Raw genomic sequence first — 18,347 nt, 5'->3', positions numbered from 1 at the left:
TGAGTAATCGTTAACGTGATTTCTGTTTAATAGGAAATTGAGCGAACTGAGAACCGTATTATAAATTAGTTTGCTTTTCAATTTCAACATATTTTTCGTTAAACAAATAAATTAAAATTCCAATTGAAGCAAATATGATTTTATTCAATAAATCAGCAATTATTATTTCATCTCCAACGAATATTTTAAAAAGTTTTGCTAATAAAGATATACTATGGCTTATAATAATTACTATCGCCCAAACTTTTATTCCAAATTTAGCATGTTTATTTTCCGTTAAAATAAAAAACAAAACCGTCGCTTGAATTGTAATTGGAATTGAAGCGTTTAAATTTCCACTTATTAAATTGAAGATATTCCAACTCAATAATGAAATGAGGTAGCATATTAGTAATAGGTGAAATAATTTACTTTTGAATACTGTTTTTCCCATTTGTTATTAAAACCTAAAATTACTTCTTCAAATTCTTAATCCGTTCCAACAACGTGGGATGCGAATAATGCATAAATACATACGCAGGATGTGGCGTTAAATTACTTAAACTATTTTTAGATAGTTTTTTAAGCGATGTAATAAGGGGTTCCCCTTTGTAAGTATTTTTGGCATAATCATCGGCTTGGTATTCAAATTTTCTGGAGAATAGGTTCATGATTAATCCTGTAATTTCTGAAATTGGTGCGTACAGTAAACCAAAAGCAATCAGTCCCATATGAAAACTAGGGATTTCAACACCCAAAGCTTGAGACAATAATGGGTTAGAGATAAATAATGATAAAATATAAAGTGTTAAACCAGTCAATAAAATAGAAGTAAACAGATTAAAAATAATATGCTTCTTTTTATAATGCCCAACTTCATGCGCTAAAACGGCAACAATTTCTTCATCATCTAAATCGTTAATTAGTGTATCATAAAGCGTTACGCGTTTTTCACTACCAAATCCTGAAAAATAGGCGTTGGCTTTGGTGCTGCGTTTGGAGCCATCAATTACAAAAATTTTATCGAGCTTAAAACCAACGGATTGTGCGTATTCCGATATTTTATCACGTAAACTACCTGCTTCCAAAGGAGTTTGTTTGTTGAATAAAGGCACAATAAGTTTGGAGTAAAACATGTTCATAAACAAGGTGAAAACCGCCATCAATCCCCAAGCATATAACCAAAAGTAACTTCCTGTGGATTGGTAAAACCAAATAATTAAAGCTAAAATACCCCCACCAACAATAGCCATCATAAGCCAGCCTTTTAGCTTATCTAAAAAGAATGTTTTAATGGTTGTTTTGTTAAATCCGAATTTTTCTTCAATAACAAAGGTACTGTAATAGGAAAAAGGTGTGGTTATAATATCACTACCAATCATAATAATTCCGAAGAAAATCAAAGCAATAATTATAGGGTTGTTGCTATAGCTTCGGGCTATGTTATCAACAAATTCAAATCCATCAAGAAACAGGAAACCTAAGGTTAAAACTAAAGAAAATGAGGAAGTGATGATACCAAATTTGTAATTGGTAGCTTTATAATTTTGCGATTTTTTATATTCGGTGTCATCATAAACATCTTGTAAATCTTTCGGCAATTTGTCGTTAAAATGCTTGGCGTTTAAGGCGTCTAATATTTTATCAACTATAAAATTGATAACGATTATGGCGATGATGATGTAGAAAAGCGTATTTGCAGTCATAATTTATTTAGAATGAAATTTTAATATGTACTATAATAGAAACTATTTGTCACACTGAGCGCAGTCGAAGTGCTTATTTATCAAAATATTTGTAATGTGTAGCATTCCTACATTCTGCTAATATTTGGAGCATATCAAAGTCTCCATTTATCAAGGCTTCTTTTTTGGCACGAGTCCATTTTTTTATTTTCTTCTCAAAATATATAGCCTGCAACACATCATTAAACGTTTCGTAAAACTTAACTTCTGTTGGTTGTCGATTGTATGTGTAACAATCTTTGTTTTTCCCAAATATATGTTCATTTATTCTTTTATCTAAATTATTTGTAATACCTGTATAATAAGAGTCATCAGAACATTTTAGAATATAAACATAATATGAGTGCATTTTGTTTTGGTTTTGTGAGGTCTTCGACAGCGCTCAGACTGACATTGACGTAAATTTCACTTAAAATCCCGTTGTCTTTTAGCTTCAAAAATAAGAATACCTGCGGCAACCGATACATTCATGGAATCTATATCGCCTTGCATGGGGATGATAATGTTTTGAGTTGCATTTTCTAACCATTCGTCACTTAACCCAGTTGCTTCAGTGCCAACAACGATGGCCGTTGGTTTGGTGAAATCTTGCGTATGGTAGGTTACCGAAGCCTGTAAAGCAGCACAATAAATGTTGATGTTTTTTGATTTTAAAAAGGCTATAATTTCGCTAGTCGTTCCAGTGGCAATTTGATTGGTAAAAACGCATCCCACACTAGATCGGATAATATTTGGGTTGTACAAATCGGTTTTTGGGTTGGCAATAATTACGGCATCTACACGGGCGGCATCGGCAGTTCTTAGAAGCGCACCAATATTACCTGGTTTTTCGGGAGCTTCAGCAATTAAAATTAACGGATTTTTGTTATTTAATTTTAAACTTTCAATACCGTGATTTTTGCTTTTAGCAACCGCTAGAATACCTTCAGTGGTATCACGATAGGCTAATTTTTGATATACTTCGGCAGTAATTTCGATGGTGTCAAGTTGTCTGGTCGTTAAGTCGTTTAGTTGTTCAGAACTAATTATCTCTGGATTAAATAAAATGGTTTCTAATTCGTAACCCCCTTTTAGCGCAAGCGTCATTTCGCGTACGCCTTCAATTAAAAATAAACCACTTTTTTTACGCTCGCGCGACTTGTCTTTTAATTGGACCAGTTGTCGAATAAATTGGTTTTGTGTGCTAGTTATAATTTTATTCATACCAAACAAAAGTAATTTTTTTAATGAGTTTAAATACTAGTCTTTTCAAAATAATTAACCAACAAAGCCACAACATAGCTGTAACTTTCCATGCCTTTTGCTTGTTTATTGGCTTTTAGGTACGAACTGTATGTGCTTTTGAAAAGTGGTTCCAAAGGATTTTCGTAGTTGTCCCAAAAATCACGGGCTTCTTTATAATTATTTAAAACACCTCTATTTACGGTTTGGTATAGTTCGTCAAATAAGGGTTCGTCACGTTTTGCAATTTCATTTAGACAAAAACGAAGCGCAAAAGTATAGCCTGAGTAATTGAAGTAAATATCGTCGTGGTTTATGGCGGCTAAACAACCAATAAAATTAGCTTCGTTTTCGGCAGCAAAACCTAATTGATGTGCCATTTCGTGAGAAGTCGTTGTGGGAAACAAATAAACAGGAATCAGCGCATCAACTTGCGCTTCGTTTGTTAATGGATTTAAATACCCGCTAAAGCCCATGTAAGTTAAAGGGTAACTAAACAACGATTTTTTAGCACTTTTTGGGTGGTATTCTAAATTAGGGAAGGTGTTTTTTAAGTTTGTATAGCCTAAAGGGGCCATTCTTAGAATGTTTTTTTTACTATATGGGATGTCAATTTTTAAGGTGTCGCTTCCAGCTATTTGTGTGTAAATGCTATTTGATTTTTCAATTAGTTTTTTGGTGACGTTAACCAGCTGCTCGGTGGTGTATTCAGATTTTAAACCCAAACTTTTATGCAGTGGTAAGCGGTAATAATTCAGCCCCCAAAACATATGAAATGCAAAATAGATTATAGATACTGCACATACCACATCAACAATCCACAATTTCGTGTCTTTTATTAGGCGTTTTTGGTTTATATAAAACCATCTAATGATGTATATAATAGCCATTGCATATACTAAATCGCCAAACGAAAACGGTATCCAACCCAATGTGTACCTAAGCGCTTTAGAAATATAGGGATAAACACCTTCGCTGTAATATGGTTCTATAAATTCGGGATAATTTGATAACCATTTTACCAAAAGGTATTGCGGTATCAATAAAAATGCAATAATCGTTTTTGTGTTTTTCAGCATGTGCCAAAAATAAACAAATGTTCATTAATGACGATTGATATATTATTAGTATTTAAAAACAGGATAATCGTTTTGGCATTCTATAGATGTAGGCTGTTGTGGAACATCACATGTTGATGAAATGGACCATTTAATATTATATTGTTTTTCAGCTAAATTGTATGCTTCAACTTTTTGCAAAAATTGCACGGTATCAATTTCATTTGAATAAGCAATAAAACCTTGAGGACCACCACATGCTTTTGTTCCGTAGGGAGTAAAGCTCCAGTTATTAGAATCTGTACAAGAAATACTATGAGATAGTGTACTAATCTCATCAAACAAATTCATTAAATTTTGATGGTCTATTTCTTGTTCTGATAACTCTCTTTTAACAATTAATTGGTTATTATCGAGAGAAATAATTCTCCACTGAAAATTTCCAGGAAAATTTTCAAGAGATATTAATATAAGGGATTCTTGGCTTTTCCATGTTCCTTGATTATCATAAAAAGTTAGTGGAGGCGTTCCACACCAGCCAGATGTTCTTTGTATAAAAACAGAATTTTCCTTAAAAGATATACCTGGAGCATTTTCATTTAAACTTACTGCTCGTTGAAACGTTATAGTTTCATTGTCATAACTTGAATCAATCCAATTACCAATTAGTAAATTTTCCGAGTTTATATCTATTTCAGTATTACTTTGACAAGCTAATAGAAGAAGAGCGATTAATAAAGTGTATCCAGTTTTCATCTTTTATGATTCTTTATAACTAGATGATAAAAGAATTAAAAGGTTGCGTTAGCTTACATTGATCTTTGGTTTCTATAATAGGTAAATTAATAGTTAATGAAATTTATTAGATTTTCAAGGAACCTAAATTGTAATACTTACCTTTGTAAAACACTATTGGAAATATTATGAATTCAGAAATAAGACAACTTCAACCCACACAACTTTGGAATAAATTTGCCGATTTAAACGCTGTACCCCGTCCTTCAAAAAAAGAAGCGCGTGTTATTGCTTTTATTAAGGATTTTGGAAAAAATCTAGGATTGGAAACCATTGAAGATGCGGTTGGCAATGTTATTATAAAAAAGCCAGCAACATCTGGTATGGAAAACAGAACTACGATTGTGATGCAATCGCATTTAGATATGGTGCATCAAAAAAATAATGATACTGAATTCGATTTTGACACACAAGGCATTGAGATGTATGTTGATGGCGACTGGGTACGTGCCAAAGGAACTACTTTGGGCGCCGATAATGGTTTGGGTGTTGCCACCATCATGGCCATTTTAGAAAGCAAAGACATCCCGCATCCTGCTATTGAAGCGTTGTTTACCATTGATGAGGAAACAGGTATGACAGGAGCTATGGGCTTAAAAGGCGGCTTACTTTCTGGTGGTATTTTATTGAATTTAGATACAGAAGAAGATGATGAAATTGGTGTAGGTTGTGCGGGCGGTATTGATGTAACGGCAACTAGAGCCTATCAAGAAGAAGAAACGCCCGAGTTTAAAATCGGGTTTAGAATAACTGTTAAAGGCTTGCAGGGTGGTCATTCGGGAATGCAAATCCATGAAGGTTTAGGGAATGCCAATAAAATTATGAATCGCTTAGTGTTTGATGGTTTTGAAAACTTCGGACTGCGGATTTCTGAAATTGATGGCGGTAGTTTGCGCAATGCCATTCCCAGAGAAAGTACTGCTGTTGTTGCTGTTGATGCCATTCATGAAGAAACCTTTGTTGCAGAAATTAATGAGTTGGCAGAAACCATTAAAATGGAGCTAAAAACCATGGAACCCGATTTAAAAATAGAAGTTTCTCATTGTAAAACACCTAAAAGCATCATGGATTTAGGAGTTCAAGAAGGCTTTACTAGAGCTTTGTATGCAGCGCAAAATGGTGTGTATAGAATGAGTGCCGATATTCCGGATTTGGTTGAGACCTCAAATAACATCGCTAGGGTTGTGGTTAAAGATGGAGAGATTCATGTGGGCTGCTTAACACGCTCATCGGTTGAAAGCTCTAAAATGGATCTGGCAAATGCATTGCGTGCCACTTTTGAATTGACAGGTTGCGAAGTAGAATTTTCGGGTGATTATCCTGGATGGACACCCCATATGAAATCACCCATTTTGCAAGTGCTTTCTAAAATTTATAAAGACATGAATGGAAAAGAAGCACATGTAGCAGCGTGTCATGCAGGATTGGAATGTGGTATTTTAGGGCAAAATTACCCTAATATGGATATGATTAGTTTTGGGCCTAATATTAAAGGCGCACATTCTCCAGATGAACGTGCTCAAATTTCATCGGTTCAAAAATATTGGAAGTTTGTGTTGGAGATTTTGAAGAATATTCCAGTGAAAAACTAATTTTTCGTCATTCTGAACTTGTTTCAGAATGACGAAAAAACAATCACTTGTCTAATTCTTATCAAGTAGATTTAAGAACCTCGCAATATTTTGTCCATCTTACGTCCTTTTGCCAATTCATCTACTAGCTTATCTAAATACCTTACCTGTTGTGTTAATGGGTTTTCAATGTCTTCTATGCGATAGCCACATATCACGCCTGTAATGAGTTGTGCATTAGGATTTAAGTCAGCACTCTGAAAAAATTGTTCAAAAGTCACTTTTTTTTCAATGAGTTCCTGGAGTTTTTTTTCCTCATAACCTGTTAGCCACTTAATGACTTGGTGTAACTCATCTTTCGTTCTGCCTTTCTTTTCCACTTTTGTGACATAATGTGGATATACTGAGGCAAATGTCATTTTTGCTATACGCTCATCGTGATGGCTTGTATCATTCATAATAGTCGTATTGTTGTTAAACGAATATAATTGAATTTTTTTATAGAGTCAAGGAAGAAGGTTGATGAAAAAATGAATCATAAGTCTATGATTTCAGATCCTTACCATTCAAATATATGATGTGATTCTGAAACAAGTTCAGAATGACGCTTTTATCAAGGCACCGGGTCGTAACCCGAACCACCCCAAGGGTGGCAACTAAAAATACGTTTTATGGCCAACCATCCGCCTTTAAATAAACCATGTTTTTGTAAAGCTTCTTTGCTATAGTGCGAGCAAGTGGGTTGGTATCTACACGTTGCAGGCATTAGCGGCGATATAAGCGTTTGATACACTTTTATCAAAAACAAAAATGGTGCAATGAGTAGTTTTTTCAAAGTTGTTGTTTATTTGTTTGTCGTTTATTTGTTGAGTCGAAAGCATACCTAGAAGTTAACAATAAACAATTTTCCGCCGTACTTATTTATTATTATTTGTTTATGTTTAGCTGTTAAGTCGAAACTATCTTCAACAATTCAACAATTCAACGATTCAATAATTCAACGGTTACACAATTCAACAACATTAAGACAAACTAAAAGTCGTACCTTCTTTTCCATCTTTTAACTGAATGCCCGCTTCTGCCAATTCATCACGAATTTTATCCGATAAAGCAAAATCTTTATTTGCTCTGGCTTCTTGGCGTAATTTTATTAAAATAGCAACGGCACTTGATAGTTTATCGGTTCCTGACTCTGTTTTTGTGGCATTTTCAAGACCTAAAATATCAAACACAAATGCATCAATAGTAACTTTTAAAAGCGACAAATCTTCTGAATTTATAGTTTCAGAACCATCTTTAATTTGATTGATATATTTTACAGATTCAAATAAATGGGCAATTAAAATAGGTGAATTAAAATCGTCGTTCATGGCATCATAACAAGTCTGTTTCCATGCATTTATATTTATTGAAGATGTTTCAGAAGGTTTTAACTCCTCTAAAAGATTAATGGCGTCCATCAATCTATAAAACCCTTTTTCGCTAGCCAATAAGCCATCATCTGTTAAATCAAGTACGCTTCTATAGTGGGCTTGTGCCATAAAAAAACGAATTACACTTGGTGCAAATGCTTTACTAAAGAATTTGTTGTTTCCTGAAAGCAATTCATCTGGATTTACCGTATTTCCTGTGGTTTTAGACATGCGTTGTCCGTTTAACTCCAACATATTGGCATGCATCCAATAGTTGACAGGCGATAGCCCTTTTGCGGCTTCGTTTTGTGCTATTTCACATTCGTGATGCGGAAATTTTAAATCCATACCACCACCATGAATATCAAATTGGTCGCCAAGATATTTGGTGCTCATGGCAGTACATTCTAAATGCCAACCAGGGAACCCATCACCCCAAGGCGAAGGCCAACGCATAATATGTTGCGGTTCGGCTTTTTTCCAAAGAGCAAAATCTTGGGGATTTTTTTTATCACTTTGTCCGTCTAATTCGCGTGTGTTATGAATTAAGTCTTCAAGTTTACGCTTGCTTAGCTTTCCATAATCGTTGGTTTCGTTAAACTTATGAACGTCAAAATAAACAGAACCGTTTACTTCATAAGCATATCCGTTATTTATAATGTCTTTAATAAGTTCAATTTGTTCAATAATATGTCCCGTAGCAGTTGGCTCGATACTAGGTGGTAAAAAATTAAAAGTATTTAAAATACTATGAAAGTCTACGGTATAGCGTTGTACCACTTCCATAGGTTCTATTTGTTCTAAACGGGCTTTTTTGGTTATTTTATCTTCACCAGCATCGGCATCATTTTCTAAATGACCCGCATCTGTAATATTCCTCACATAGCGTACTTTATAGCCTAGATGTTTTAGGTAACGAAAAATCATATCAAAAGACATAAATGTTCTCACGTTTCCTAAATGCACATTGCTATAAACCGTTGGTCCGCAAACATACATGCCTATATAACCTTCGTTAATAGGTTTTAAGATTTCTTTATTACCTGTAAGTGAATTGTATATTTTTATTTGGTTGCTTTGGAATAACTGCATGGGTGGTAAGTCGTGAGTTGTTTGTTGTTAAGTCTTAATATACTATGATTTGAGAAAATGATTTCGTAAAGCGTTTATTTAGTTGGTTATAGATTTAACTTCAAATCTAATAATTTTATAAGTTTTTTCAGAAATAAATTCAAATTCTTTTGAAATAATAGCTTGGTTTAAAGGCTCTAAGGAAGCACTATGAGATAAAGCCATAACATGTACTTTATCTGTATTGCTTCATTTAGCTGTGCCTTCGACAATGTTTGGTGGAATTGAAACAGAACATTGGCGCATTTGAGAAATTAATCCGAATTTTTCAAATGAATAGTCATGCATCTTATATTGTTTAATTATTTGTTGTTTGTCGTTTAGTCGTTAAGTTGATTTTTAGTTACGACTTAACAACATACAACTAAACAACTCACCTAAATTTAAAACTTAGTTTCTAACTTGATGTAATCTAAAAATTCTCTACGCGTAGTTTCTTCTTTAAATTTTCCTCCAAATTCAGAGGTTACGGTGCTACTATCAACATCTCTGATACCTCTAGAATTTACGCATAAATGTTTTGCGTCAATCACACAAGCTACATCTTGGGTTTTTAAAACTTCTTGAAGTTCTTTTACAATTTGGATGGTTAAACGTTCTTGCACTTGTGGACGTTTTGCATAATAATCTACAATACGGTTCATTTTAGATAAACCAACTACCGAACCACTTGAAATATAAGCAATATGAGCTTTTCCAACAATTGGTAATAAATGATGCTCACAAGTTGAATAAACCGTAATGTTTTTTTCAACGAGCATTTCTCCATATTTATATTTATTATCGAAGGTAGAAGCGCTTGGTTTTTTCTTTGGGTCTAAGCCTCCAAAAATTTCTTTAACAAACATTTTAGCAACGCGGTTTGGTGTGCCATTTAAACTATCGTCTGTTAGATCTAATCCTAAGGTTTCCATAATGTGGCGCACATCATCCTTAATAATGTCTATTTTTTCTTCATTGGAAAGTTTAAAAGCATCACTACGTAATGGTGTGTCAGACGATGTTCCTATATGGTCGTCTCCTAAAGATTCGAATTCTTCTATGTTATTTTCAATTTTCATGTGTTGTTATCTATTGTTTTTATTTGTCACATGTTACATCCATATTATCCTAAGTTAGTAGATATCTATTTATCGTTATGGATGTTTCATCTATCAACTAAATCACAATTTTGGTCTGCAAAGATACGTTTTTGATTTACGATTTACGACTTTTGATTTACGATTTTTAATCTTCTAAGTGTTATCTATGTGATTTAAAAAGCAAAAAGCTTGAATTTTTAAAATTCAAGCTTTTATTATTTAAAAAAATAACTTTTATATATTGAAGCTTAATGATAATGTTACGTTAGAGTTTGTTTTGTCTATAACCGCTGCATCTGTTAAACCAACATTGTATAATGGTGTTTCGTTACTGCGATTTGATTGGTCGAAAGTTACATCAAGTTTGGTGTTTCCGAAATTGTAACCAATACCTAGCGAATAACCAGTTAAATCGCCAACGGTAACACCATCTTTGTATGGGCTCTCTTCAAAACGGTATCCACCTCTAAAACTAAATTGTTTTACTTTATATTCGCCACCAAGTCGGTAGGTAGAGGCATCTGTAAGTGTGTTGGCAATTAGGGTGTTTTGGTCTGTAAAAAAGCTATCAGATTCTGGTTTAAACTTTGTTTTACTGTAATCTTTTCTAGAATAATCAAAACTTAATAACCCTTGTGTGCCAAATACATAGGCTAAACTTCCTGTTAATTTTGAAGGCGTTTGGAGTTTGTATTGTGGGTATACGTTTACTGTTTGCGGATTAACAACTTGAGTAATATTAGAACCACCATCGTCTCTAACCGTAGCTAAGTATTGGGAGGTTTGCTCTTCAATAGTGTACCAAGTTGGTGAATCGAAGGCAACACCTAATCTAAACTCTGGACTTAATTTAAAAATCCCACCTAATTGAAAAGAGAAGCCATTACCAGAGGTAGATAAGTTGTTTTCAAATTCAATGCTATTTACAATAGAACCTGCGTTTGAGTTATTTTCGAATAATAATGTTGAGCGGTGAAAGTCAATAAAGTGTGAGTTTAGGTTCAATCCTAAATATAAATTGTCTTCATATTGAGCGGCCATATTAAATGAAATTTTCCCGTTATAGCCTGTTGACGCATACGAATAATTATGATTAAAAGTACCGTTAGCTAAATTTGAAAAATAAGTAGTATTAGCATCATCATCAGCATCAGGTTCTAAAATATAAGACTCAAAACCTAAAAAGGCTTGTTGATGGGCAAAACCGTAAACATTGCCAATGTCTGTATATGCATCAGCCAAAGATTCACCTGATAGAGCAGAAATTTGATCCAATCGTTTTCCGTCTGCATAATTTAAAAAGTATAGATCGATAGATTGATTGTTAGGGTTTGTTCCCCTAGCATTCCAATTATCGTCATAATTATTGGCTCTATCGTAAGCGACACCTATTGTGAATTTCCGCCAAGGCGAATTACTTCGGCTTTCAAAAACAAAGGCTGCACCACCTTGGCTTATATCAAAATTTGATTCGCTGCTGGTAGTAAAACCATTAAAGTATTGTGTGTCATTGTTAGTGTCAACATTTGATAAAGTAAAAGAAGCATGGCTTTGTGCAAATACAGCTGAACTTGCAGGGTTGATGCTAACAGCACTCATGTCGCCACCAAGGGCACCAAACGCACCGCTTAAGGCTCTAAAACGAGCGGTCCCTTGAATTTCATCTTGCGAGTAGCGTAACGCATCCGATATGTCTTGGGCGTTTAATGCAGACACAGATAGTATGCCTATAAATAGTAGGTTTAACTTTTTCATATGTAAATAGTTATTTTTTTGTTTTTTTAAGATTTATCTACGTCTTCCGCCGCCACTTGAAGAACCTGAACTTCTGCTGCTTCCAGAACTACCACTAGAAGATCTTGTACTACTGCCTGAAGAAGAACTAGAACTTCTACTAGGCGTATATGTAGAATTGCTTGAAGATGATCCAGAGTATGTTCTTGAATTATTACTATTTGAAGGCGTATAAGTGCTTCCCGAGCTTCGTCTTACTGTAGAAGAAGACGATCTGGTAGTAGAATTCGCTGAAGGTGTACTATAGGTTGTTCTTCTTTGGGTATTTGTATAAACACGTGTGCCGTTAGAATTGTTTTGTCTCGAATTATAGGTTGAAGTTGGCGAACTTGCATTTACACCGCTTCTTCTGGAAGTATTATACTTTGAAGTATTTCCAGAACTGTTAGTGCTGCTTCGTCTTGAAGTGCTATAATTATTGTTACTTAAACTTCTAGAGTTGGTACTGTAATTGCTGCCTCTTCTGCTGGCACTGTAGGCAACGTTACGTCTGCTATAATATCTATTATTGCCGTAATATCCGTAGTTATTATAGCCATAGTATCTATAAGGATTCCCATAATAGCTATAATAGCCCCAAGGGTTGAAAAATGCCCAACTACTATAAAAGCCTCCATAATAAGGAGCATGCCAATATGGATCGTAATAACCCCAGTTGTTCCAACCATAACCATAACCCCAACGGTTGTAATAAGGACTGTTCCACCAATAATTATTGAAACCAAAACCATAATCAGAATGAATATTTATAGTGACATTTGATTGGTCTTGTCCCCAACCCCCATAACCTTGGTAGTTGTTGTTTAAAGAATCATTTTGAATATAGTTGTTGCCTTCATAGGCATCTATATCGGTAAAAATCTCGTTATTAGACGTCATGTACTCTGTTTCCAAAGATTTATTCTTAAAGTAATTTTGATAATAATTACTATTTGAATTTTGAGGCACTTCAACAACGGTTTCTTCATACTGAACGGTTCTAGGTGTGCTACCATAAATACCATCATTATCTACGCCAACATATTGATACGAACCACATGAGTATAAGCCAAATACTAAGCTAAGAATAGCCAAGTATGGCATTTTTTTTATAAAGTAGGTATTTAATTGCATATCTCTTGATTTTTATTGTTGAACATAACAAAAATAGTTAGTTTTGCTGAACTATTTTTTTATTTAACATAAGCACAATATTTGTGCCAAAACATATATATGAGTAAAAAACTTACTAGTAGAGCAGAAGATTATTCCAAGTGGTATAATGAACTGGTTGTTAAAGCAGACCTAGCGGAGAATTCGGCGGTTCGTGGTTGTATGGTTATAAAGCCGTATGGGTACGCTATTTGGGAAAAAATGCAGGCGGAATTAGATAGAATGTTTAAAGAAACAGGACATCAAAACGCGTATTTCCCCTTATTTGTCCCAAAAAGTTTATTCGAAGCTGAAGAAAAAAATGCTGAAGGATTTGCTAAGGAATGTGCTATTGTTACACATTATAGATTGCAAGCCGATCCAGATAAACCGGGAAAATTACGTGTAGATCCTGAAGCAAAACTGGAAGAAGAGTTGATCGTGCGTCCAACTAGTGAAGCCATTATTTGGAATACCTATAGAAACTGGATTCAATCTTACAGAGATTTACCAATATTAATTAATCAATGGGCGAATGTGGTGCGCTGGGAAATGCGTACCCGTTTATTTTTGCGTACCGCCGAATTTTTATGGCAAGAAGGGCATACGGCACACCAAACTAAAGCAGAAGCCATGGCGGAAGCTAGATTGATGAACAATGTATACGCAACTTTTGCTGAAAATTTTATGGCAATTCCTGTGGTGCAAGGAGTGAAAACCGAAAGTGAACGTTTTGCAGGTGCCGATGAAACATTTTGTATTGAAGCGTTGATGCAGGATGGGAAAGCGCTTCAAGCAGGAACCTCACACTTTTTGGGACAGAATTTTGCCAAAGCTTTTGATGTTAAGTTTGCTAATAAAGAAGGGAAACAAGATTATGTATGGGCAACTTCTTGGGGTGTTTCAACACGATTAATGGGTGCTTTAATTATGACGCATAGCGATGATAACGGATTGGTATTGCCTCCAAGTTTGGCACCAAACCAAGTGGTTATTGTTCCTATATATAAGAGTGAAGAAGAATTTGCAGCTGTTTCAGAGGTTGCTAAAGGCATTTTAAGCGATTTAAGAGCCAAAGGGATTACAGTTAAGTTTGATGATAGAGATACACAACGTCCTGGAGCTAAGTTTGCCCAACACGAATTACAAGGGGTGCCATTGCGCATTGCTATTGGGCCAAAAGATTTAGAAAACGGTACGGTAGAGTTGGCTAGACGCGATACTTTAACGAAATCGGTAGTTGCTTTAAACGATTTAACCAGTACCGTTGAAAGTTTATTAAAAGAAATTCAAGAGGCTCTATTTAAAAAAGCATTGAATTTTAGGGATTCCCACATCACAGAAGTTAATAGTTTTGAAGAATTTAAAGATGTTTTAGAAAATAAGACAGGATTTATTTCGGCACATTGGGATGGTACAAATGACACAGAAGAGAAGATAAAAGAGCTTACTAAAGCAACAATTAGATGTATTCCTTTGGAAATGAAGGAAGAAGAAGGTGTTTGTGTATATTCTGGAAAACCTTCAAAAGGCAGGGTTTTGTTTGCAAAAGCATATTAAATAAATTTTTTTCAAAAAAGTTTGCACAGCTATTGTGACATTTAAAAATAGTTGTATTTTTGCATCCGCAATGGAAACGTTGTGAGTTATTTGAAAAAAGTGATGTAAATTTTTAAATTTTTAAAGTTGTAATTTTAAAAATTAAATTTATCTTTGCGCACTCAAAACAAATGGCCCGTTCGTCTATCGGCTAGGACGCCAGGTTTTCATCCTGGTAAGAGGGGTTCGATTCCCCTACGGGCTACAATTTTTAAAAAAAAATAAAGTATAAAATGGCAAATCATAAGTCAGCATTAAAAAGAATTAGAAGTAACGAAGCTAAGCGTTTGGTTAACAAATATCAGCATAAAACAACTCGTAATGCTATTAAAAAATTACGTGAGTTAACTGATAAGAAAGAAGCTGAAGCGTTATTTCCTTCTGTAGTTTCTATGTTAGATAGATTGGCTAAGAAAAATGTTATTCATTCCAATAAAGCAGCTAACCTAAAATCTGGTTTAGCTAAGCACATTGCTACGCTTTAAGAATGTTTTCTTTATAATATTTAAAAGCTTCTCAATATCGAGAGGCTTTTTTTATGAACTTTTTGAACCTAAAGCAGTGTATTTAGAATTATAAAAGTGGTTAAAATTATAAATGTAAAATCATAGAATAAATAGCGGTATTTGATTTCTAAAAATTTAAATTTGCAAATACAAATAATTAATTATTCACCTAAATATTACCCTTTTGGAAAATAAAGCAGCACTTAAGTTAATAGATAAAATTCTGAATGATCTTGATAAAACAGGTATCAATACAGATACATTAATTAGCGATATTAAAGAATTAAGAACTTATGCCTTGGAAGAGCAAATTCCGCTAGTAGTAAAGGTTCTTAGGCTAACTTATGAGCATATTGAAGAGAACGACTCGTTTTTGATTCCTATGCTTGTTGATGAAGATGATGATGTTGAAGTTGAAACAGAGAACGAACCTGTTGAAAGCTTGAAGTACTTAATAGCACTTATAAAAAACCTTAATAACAGAATAAATATATCTGACTTAAAAGAATATAGAGATCTTTTGAATCAATATAATTAACAATTAGCAATTAGCAATTAATAATTAATCCTGAGCGTTTGCTTGGGATTTTTTATGCTTTGAAGTGGATGTGAATTGTTGTTGGTTGGTTTTTAGGTTCTGGGTCTTGGGTCTTTGGATTGTGAAACGTAAAAGGGTAGTTGGTTAGGTTTTGCTGTTGGTTTGTTAAGTTTTAAATTCTGAATTCTGAATTCTGAATTCTGAATCAATCTGTCAATCGTCAATCGTCAATCGTCAATCGTTAATCGGAAAACAACTCTGTTTATAAATAAAAAAGCCTTAACAGAAATTTGCTAAGGCTTTTTAGGTTTAGTTTAATGTTTAGTTAGTTAGTTAGTTCCTTGTGATTGAAGGAATACTATTGTATTGAATACTTTGTTTAAGTTGAAAGTATTCGTTTAAAATTATCCATTCATGGATATTAAAAATTCTTCGTTATTTCTGGTTTGTTTAAAACGTTCGTTGATGAATTCCATTGCTTCAACAGGGTTCATGTCGGCAAGGTACTTACGCATTACCCACATACGTTGTATGGTGTTTTCATCTAATAGTAAATCGTCACGACGTGTGCTCGAAGATGTTAAATCGATAGCAGGGAAAATACGACGGTTCGATATTTTTCTATCTAACTGTAATTCCATGTTACCAGTTCCTTTAAATTCTTCAAAAATGACTTCGTCCATTTTAGAGCCTGTATCTGTAAGTGCTGTAGCGATAATGGTTAAAGAGCCGCCGTTTTCGATATTCCTGGCTGCACCAAAGAAACGTTTTGGCTTGTGTAATGCATTGGCATCTACACCACCACTTAATATTTTACCAGAGGCCGGTTGCACAGTGTTATAAGCTCTTGCTAAACGTGTAATAGAATCTAAAAGAATTACTACGTCGTGCCCGCATTCTACCAAACGTTTTGCTTTTTCAAGGACAATATCGGCAATTTTAACGTGCTCGTGTGCTTCTTTATCAAAGGTTGAAGATATGACTTCGCCACGTACATTACGTTGCATATCGGTAACTTCTTCCGGACGTTCATCAATTAGTAAAATCATTAAATATACCTCGGGATGATTAGCAGCAATAGCATTGGCAACATCTTTAAGTAACATGGTTTTACCTGTTTTTGGTTGCGATACAATCATACCACGTTGTCCTTTTCCAATCGGAGAAAACAAATCCATAATTCGCGTAGAAATGGTGCTTTGTTTTTCAGCTAAATTGAATTTTTCTTTAGGAAATAACGGTGTTAAATGCTCGAAAGACACACGGTCTCTAACAACTTCTGGTTTCTGTCCATTAATTCTTATTACTTTAATTAAAGGAAAGTATTTTTCACCTTCTTTTGGAGGACGTACGTTTCCTAAAACCGTATCGCCTTTCTTTAATCCGAATAAACGAATTTGCGATTGTGACACATAAATATCATCAGGCGATGATAAATAGTTATAGTCCGATGAGCGTAAAAAACCATATCCATCTTGCATAACATCTAAAACACCTTCACTTTCAATAATGGCATCAAATTCAAAATCTGGCTCGCGGTAACGGTTTCTGGTATCTTTATTTCCAGCATCCACATTAACATTGCCATTTTTTTGGTTTTTATGTTGATTTTGATTTTTTTGAGGTTGGTTTGGGTTGTGCTCTCTTTTTTGGTTTACCGGTTTTTGCTGATTGTCGTTTGGACGTTCGTTTTGAACTCTAGGTTTTGGTGGGTTAACAGGCTTGTTATCTTCTTTGGTTTCTTGAGGAGCTTTTTCTGTTTTTTCTATAGGAGCAACGGCTTTTTCAACTACAGGTTTTTGCTCTTGTTTTATAGGTGTATTTTTTATAGGCTTTATAACACGTTGCCTAGGTTTTTTAGGTTCCTTTTTTTCTGTTTTTTCTGTAGTATTAGCGGTAGGTTGTGGAATTGGTTCTACAACGGCTTCAACAGCTTTTGGGTTTGCAGCTTGGTGGTCTAGTATTTGGTAAACTAAATCCGCTTTTTTTAAAGAACGGTATTTTGGGACGTTCAATTTCTGCGCAATCTCTTGTAAGTCAGAGAGTTTCTTTTCGTTTAATTGTGAAATTTCAAACATTGATGTTTAATATAATATGTGTTTAGAATATAAATTAGAGTTATTCTGAAAAAAAATGAATTTTATTCTGAAGAATTAACAACCTCTACGTGTGGTTGTTGAGAATTAATACTGCAATTATACAACTTTATTTTAATTTTTTACATTTATTTTACAAAAGAAACTATTATTTTTGCCATGAAGTATTATAAATTTATATGTTACAACGCATTCAGACCGTATACCTTTTAATCGCAGCTATTGTATCTGGTGGGTTAATATTTGTATTGCATTTATGGGTTACAAATGAAGGCGTTATAGTATATGCAAAAGATAGTTTGTTGTATTTAGGCTTGTTTCTTGGGTCGGCATTACTATCTTTGATAACCATATTTAAGTATAAAAACAGGAAGTCTCAATTTATGTTGGGACGACTTAACATCATATTAAACTTTATTTTACTAGGATTTTTTGTGTATCAATCTCTAAATGTATCTGGAGAAACGGCGGTTTCTGAGAAAGGTATTGGGATGCTTCTCCCTATTGTTTCTATCGTGTTTTTGGCTTTAGCCAATAAGGCCATCAAAAAGGATGAGGATCTCGTAAAATCTGTAGATCGATTGCGATAAAACCTAATATCTTAGTAGTATTAGTGCGTTAAAACCCAAGGTGAAAGCTTTGGGTTTTTTTATGCCCAACCCTAACCTTGCTAAAAGGAAAGGGAAATC

At 34.2% G+C, this 18,347-nt stretch carries 20 protein-coding genes and 1 tRNA gene; 6 read left to right on the top strand and 15 right to left on the bottom strand.

Translation table 11 applies throughout. The annotated features are described in order from the left end of the window. Nucleotides 1–58: 58 nt before the first annotated feature. The 6 genes from ACGLWY_RS00835 to ACGLWY_RS00810 form a co-directional block, all read right to left on the bottom strand. A complete protein-coding gene (locus ACGLWY_RS00835) occupies nt 59–433 on the bottom strand; it encodes a hypothetical protein (protein ID WP_396617794.1) in 375 nt (124 codons plus the stop codon). A gap of 19 nt (nt 434–452) precedes the next feature. Then, complete coding sequence (locus tag ACGLWY_RS00830; protein ID WP_396617793.1) at nt 453–1,685, bottom strand: M48 family metallopeptidase; 1,233 nt, start codon at nt 1,683–1,685, stop codon at nt 453–455. Nucleotides 1,686–1,758: 73 nt separating this feature from the next. Then, nucleotides 1,759–2,073 (bottom strand): GIY-YIG nuclease family protein, encoded by a 315-nt coding sequence (locus ACGLWY_RS00825; protein ID WP_396617792.1) that lies wholly within the window; start codon nt 2,071–2,073, stop codon nt 1,759–1,761. A gap of 56 nt (nt 2,074–2,129) precedes the next feature. Further along, the gene (locus ACGLWY_RS00820) at nt 2,130–2,927 is read right to left on the bottom strand and encodes a TrmH family RNA methyltransferase (protein ID WP_396617791.1); all 798 of its coding nucleotides are present in this window, start codon (nt 2,925–2,927) and stop codon (nt 2,130–2,132) included. Nucleotides 2,928–2,956: 29 nt separating this feature from the next. After that, nucleotides 2,957–4,024, bottom strand: coding sequence for a DUF3810 domain-containing protein (locus ACGLWY_RS00815; protein ID WP_396617790.1), 1,068 nt, complete (start codon nt 4,022–4,024; stop codon nt 2,957–2,959). Nucleotides 4,025–4,069: 45 nt separating this feature from the next. Then, nucleotides 4,070–4,759, bottom strand: coding sequence for a hypothetical protein (locus ACGLWY_RS00810; RefSeq protein WP_396617789.1), 690 nt, complete (start codon nt 4,757–4,759; stop codon nt 4,070–4,072). A 167-nt stretch (nt 4,760–4,926) separates the two neighbouring features. Between ACGLWY_RS00810 and ACGLWY_RS00805 the strand changes: the two genes are divergently transcribed. After that, nucleotides 4,927–6,390 (top strand): aminoacyl-histidine dipeptidase, encoded by a 1,464-nt coding sequence (locus tag ACGLWY_RS00805; RefSeq protein WP_396617788.1) that lies wholly within the window; start codon nt 4,927–4,929, stop codon nt 6,388–6,390. Between the two features lie 71 nt (nt 6,391–6,461). Here the strand turns inward: ACGLWY_RS00805 and ACGLWY_RS00800 are convergent, their stop codons facing one another. The 8 genes from ACGLWY_RS00800 to ACGLWY_RS00765 form a co-directional block, all read right to left on the bottom strand. Further along, nucleotides 6,462–6,827 carry a DUF2200 domain-containing protein gene (locus tag ACGLWY_RS00800; protein WP_396617787.1) on the bottom strand — a complete coding sequence of 122 codons (366 nt, stop codon included), beginning with the start codon at nt 6,825–6,827 and terminating at the stop codon, nt 6,462–6,464. Between the two features lie 155 nt (nt 6,828–6,982). Next, entirely contained in the window at nt 6,983–7,204 is a 222-nt protein-coding gene (yidD, locus tag ACGLWY_RS00795; RefSeq protein ID WP_396617786.1) for a membrane protein insertion efficiency factor YidD, read from the bottom strand. Between the two features lie 187 nt (nt 7,205–7,391). Beyond that, on the bottom strand, nt 7,392–8,873 hold the full coding sequence (gene cysS / locus ACGLWY_RS00790) for a cysteine--tRNA ligase (protein ID WP_396617785.1): 1,482 nt from the start codon (nt 8,871–8,873) through the stop codon (nt 7,392–7,394). 78 nt (nt 8,874–8,951) lie between these two features. Beyond that, nucleotides 8,952–9,077: a hypothetical protein gene (locus tag ACGLWY_RS00785; RefSeq protein WP_396617784.1), complete on the bottom strand. Its 126-nt coding sequence runs from the start codon at nt 9,075–9,077 to the stop codon at nt 8,952–8,954. A gap of 24 nt (nt 9,078–9,101) precedes the next feature. Further along, nucleotides 9,102–9,215, bottom strand: a complete 114-nt coding sequence (locus ACGLWY_RS00780) for a four helix bundle protein (protein ID WP_396618613.1) — start codon at nt 9,213–9,215, stop codon at nt 9,102–9,104. An 80-nt stretch (nt 9,216–9,295) separates the two neighbouring features. Next, the gene (gene folE, locus ACGLWY_RS00775; protein WP_396617783.1) at nt 9,296–9,973 is read right to left on the bottom strand and encodes a GTP cyclohydrolase I FolE; all 678 of its coding nucleotides are present in this window, start codon (nt 9,971–9,973) and stop codon (nt 9,296–9,298) included. A 255-nt stretch (nt 9,974–10,228) separates the two neighbouring features. Beyond that, nucleotides 10,229–11,749: an OmpP1/FadL family transporter gene (locus ACGLWY_RS00770; RefSeq protein WP_396617782.1), complete on the bottom strand. Its 1,521-nt coding sequence runs from the start codon at nt 11,747–11,749 to the stop codon at nt 10,229–10,231. Nucleotides 11,750–11,782: 33 nt separating this feature from the next. After that, the gene (locus ACGLWY_RS00765) at nt 11,783–12,901 is read right to left on the bottom strand and encodes a hypothetical protein (protein WP_396617781.1); all 1,119 of its coding nucleotides are present in this window, start codon (nt 12,899–12,901) and stop codon (nt 11,783–11,785) included. 99 nt (nt 12,902–13,000) lie between these two features. On the opposite strand from ACGLWY_RS00765, the gene proS reads away from it, so the two are divergent. The 4 genes from proS (at nt 13,001) to ACGLWY_RS00745 (ending at nt 15,562) form a co-directional block, all read left to right on the top strand. Then, complete coding sequence (gene proS / locus ACGLWY_RS00760; RefSeq protein ID WP_396617780.1) at nt 13,001–14,479, top strand: proline--tRNA ligase; 1,479 nt, start codon at nt 13,001–13,003, stop codon at nt 14,477–14,479. Between the two features lie 172 nt (nt 14,480–14,651). Continuing rightward, nucleotides 14,652–14,723, top strand: a tRNA-Glu gene (locus tag ACGLWY_RS00755). 28 nt (nt 14,724–14,751) lie between these two features. Next, nucleotides 14,752–15,003 (top strand): 30S ribosomal protein S20, encoded by a 252-nt coding sequence (rpsT, locus tag ACGLWY_RS00750; RefSeq protein ID WP_117172286.1) that lies wholly within the window; start codon nt 14,752–14,754, stop codon nt 15,001–15,003. A 205-nt stretch (nt 15,004–15,208) separates the two neighbouring features. Further along, nucleotides 15,209–15,562: a hypothetical protein gene (locus tag ACGLWY_RS00745; RefSeq protein ID WP_396617779.1), complete on the top strand. Its 354-nt coding sequence runs from the start codon at nt 15,209–15,211 to the stop codon at nt 15,560–15,562. A 404-nt stretch (nt 15,563–15,966) separates the two neighbouring features. Here the strand turns inward: ACGLWY_RS00745 and rho are convergent, their stop codons facing one another. Beyond that, nucleotides 15,967–17,640, bottom strand: coding sequence for a transcription termination factor Rho (gene rho / locus ACGLWY_RS00740; RefSeq protein ID WP_396617778.1), 1,674 nt, complete (start codon nt 17,638–17,640; stop codon nt 15,967–15,969). Between the two features lie 197 nt (nt 17,641–17,837). Here rho and ACGLWY_RS00735 point away from each other — a divergent pair, with 197 nt between their 5' ends. After that, a complete protein-coding gene (locus ACGLWY_RS00735; RefSeq protein WP_396617777.1) occupies nt 17,838–18,248 on the top strand; it encodes a DUF4293 domain-containing protein in 411 nt (136 codons plus the stop codon). The last annotated feature ends 99 nt before the right edge of the window (nt 18,249–18,347 follow it).

The sequence above is a fragment of the Mariniflexile sp. HMF6888 genome (genome assembly GCF_044335535.1).
Lineage (GTDB): Bacteria > Bacteroidota > Bacteroidia > Flavobacteriales > Flavobacteriaceae > Mariniflexile.
Note: the sequence above shows the minus strand (reverse complement) of the source record. Positions and strands in the feature narration are given on the sequence as shown.

What these genes read in the sequence shown, in the direction of transcription:
- ACGLWY_RS00835 (WP_396617794.1), bottom strand. Translation starts at nt 433, where the DNA reads ATGGGAAAAACAGTATTCAAAAGTAAATTATTTCACCTATTACTAATA.
- ACGLWY_RS00830 (WP_396617793.1), bottom strand. Translation starts at nt 1,685, where the DNA reads ATGACTGCAAATACGCTTTTCTACATCATCATCGCCATAATCGTTATC.
- ACGLWY_RS00825 (WP_396617792.1), bottom strand. Translation starts at nt 2,073, where the DNA reads ATGCACTCATATTATGTTTATATTCTAAAATGTTCTGATGACTCTTAT.
- ACGLWY_RS00820 (WP_396617791.1), bottom strand. Translation starts at nt 2,927, where the DNA reads ATGAATAAAATTATAACTAGCACACAAAACCAATTTATTCGACAACTG.
- ACGLWY_RS00815 (WP_396617790.1), bottom strand. Translation starts at nt 4,024, where the DNA reads ATGCTGAAAAACACAAAAACGATTATTGCATTTTTATTGATACCGCAA.
- ACGLWY_RS00810 (WP_396617789.1), bottom strand. Translation starts at nt 4,759, where the DNA reads ATGAAAACTGGATACACTTTATTAATCGCTCTTCTTCTATTAGCTTGT.
- ACGLWY_RS00805 (WP_396617788.1), top strand. Translation starts at nt 4,927, where the DNA reads ATGAATTCAGAAATAAGACAACTTCAACCCACACAACTTTGGAATAAA.
- ACGLWY_RS00800 (WP_396617787.1), bottom strand. Translation starts at nt 6,827, where the DNA reads ATGAATGATACAAGCCATCACGATGAGCGTATAGCAAAAATGACATTT.
- cysS (WP_396617785.1), bottom strand. Translation starts at nt 8,873, where the DNA reads ATGCAGTTATTCCAAAGCAACCAAATAAAAATATACAATTCACTTACA.
- ACGLWY_RS00785 (WP_396617784.1), bottom strand. Translation starts at nt 9,077, where the DNA reads ATGGCTTTATCTCATAGTGCTTCCTTAGAGCCTTTAAACCAAGCTATT.
- folE (WP_396617783.1), bottom strand. Translation starts at nt 9,973, where the DNA reads ATGAAAATTGAAAATAACATAGAAGAATTCGAATCTTTAGGAGACGAC.
- ACGLWY_RS00770 (WP_396617782.1), bottom strand. Translation starts at nt 11,749, where the DNA reads ATGAAAAAGTTAAACCTACTATTTATAGGCATACTATCTGTGTCTGCA.
- ACGLWY_RS00765 (WP_396617781.1), bottom strand. Translation starts at nt 12,901, where the DNA reads ATGCAATTAAATACCTACTTTATAAAAAAAATGCCATACTTGGCTATT.
- proS (WP_396617780.1), top strand. Translation starts at nt 13,001, where the DNA reads ATGAGTAAAAAACTTACTAGTAGAGCAGAAGATTATTCCAAGTGGTAT.
- rpsT (WP_117172286.1), top strand. Translation starts at nt 14,752, where the DNA reads ATGGCAAATCATAAGTCAGCATTAAAAAGAATTAGAAGTAACGAAGCT.
- rho (WP_396617778.1), bottom strand. Translation starts at nt 17,640, where the DNA reads ATGTTTGAAATTTCACAATTAAACGAAAAGAAACTCTCTGACTTACAA.
- ACGLWY_RS00735 (WP_396617777.1), top strand. Translation starts at nt 17,838, where the DNA reads ATGTTACAACGCATTCAGACCGTATACCTTTTAATCGCAGCTATTGTA.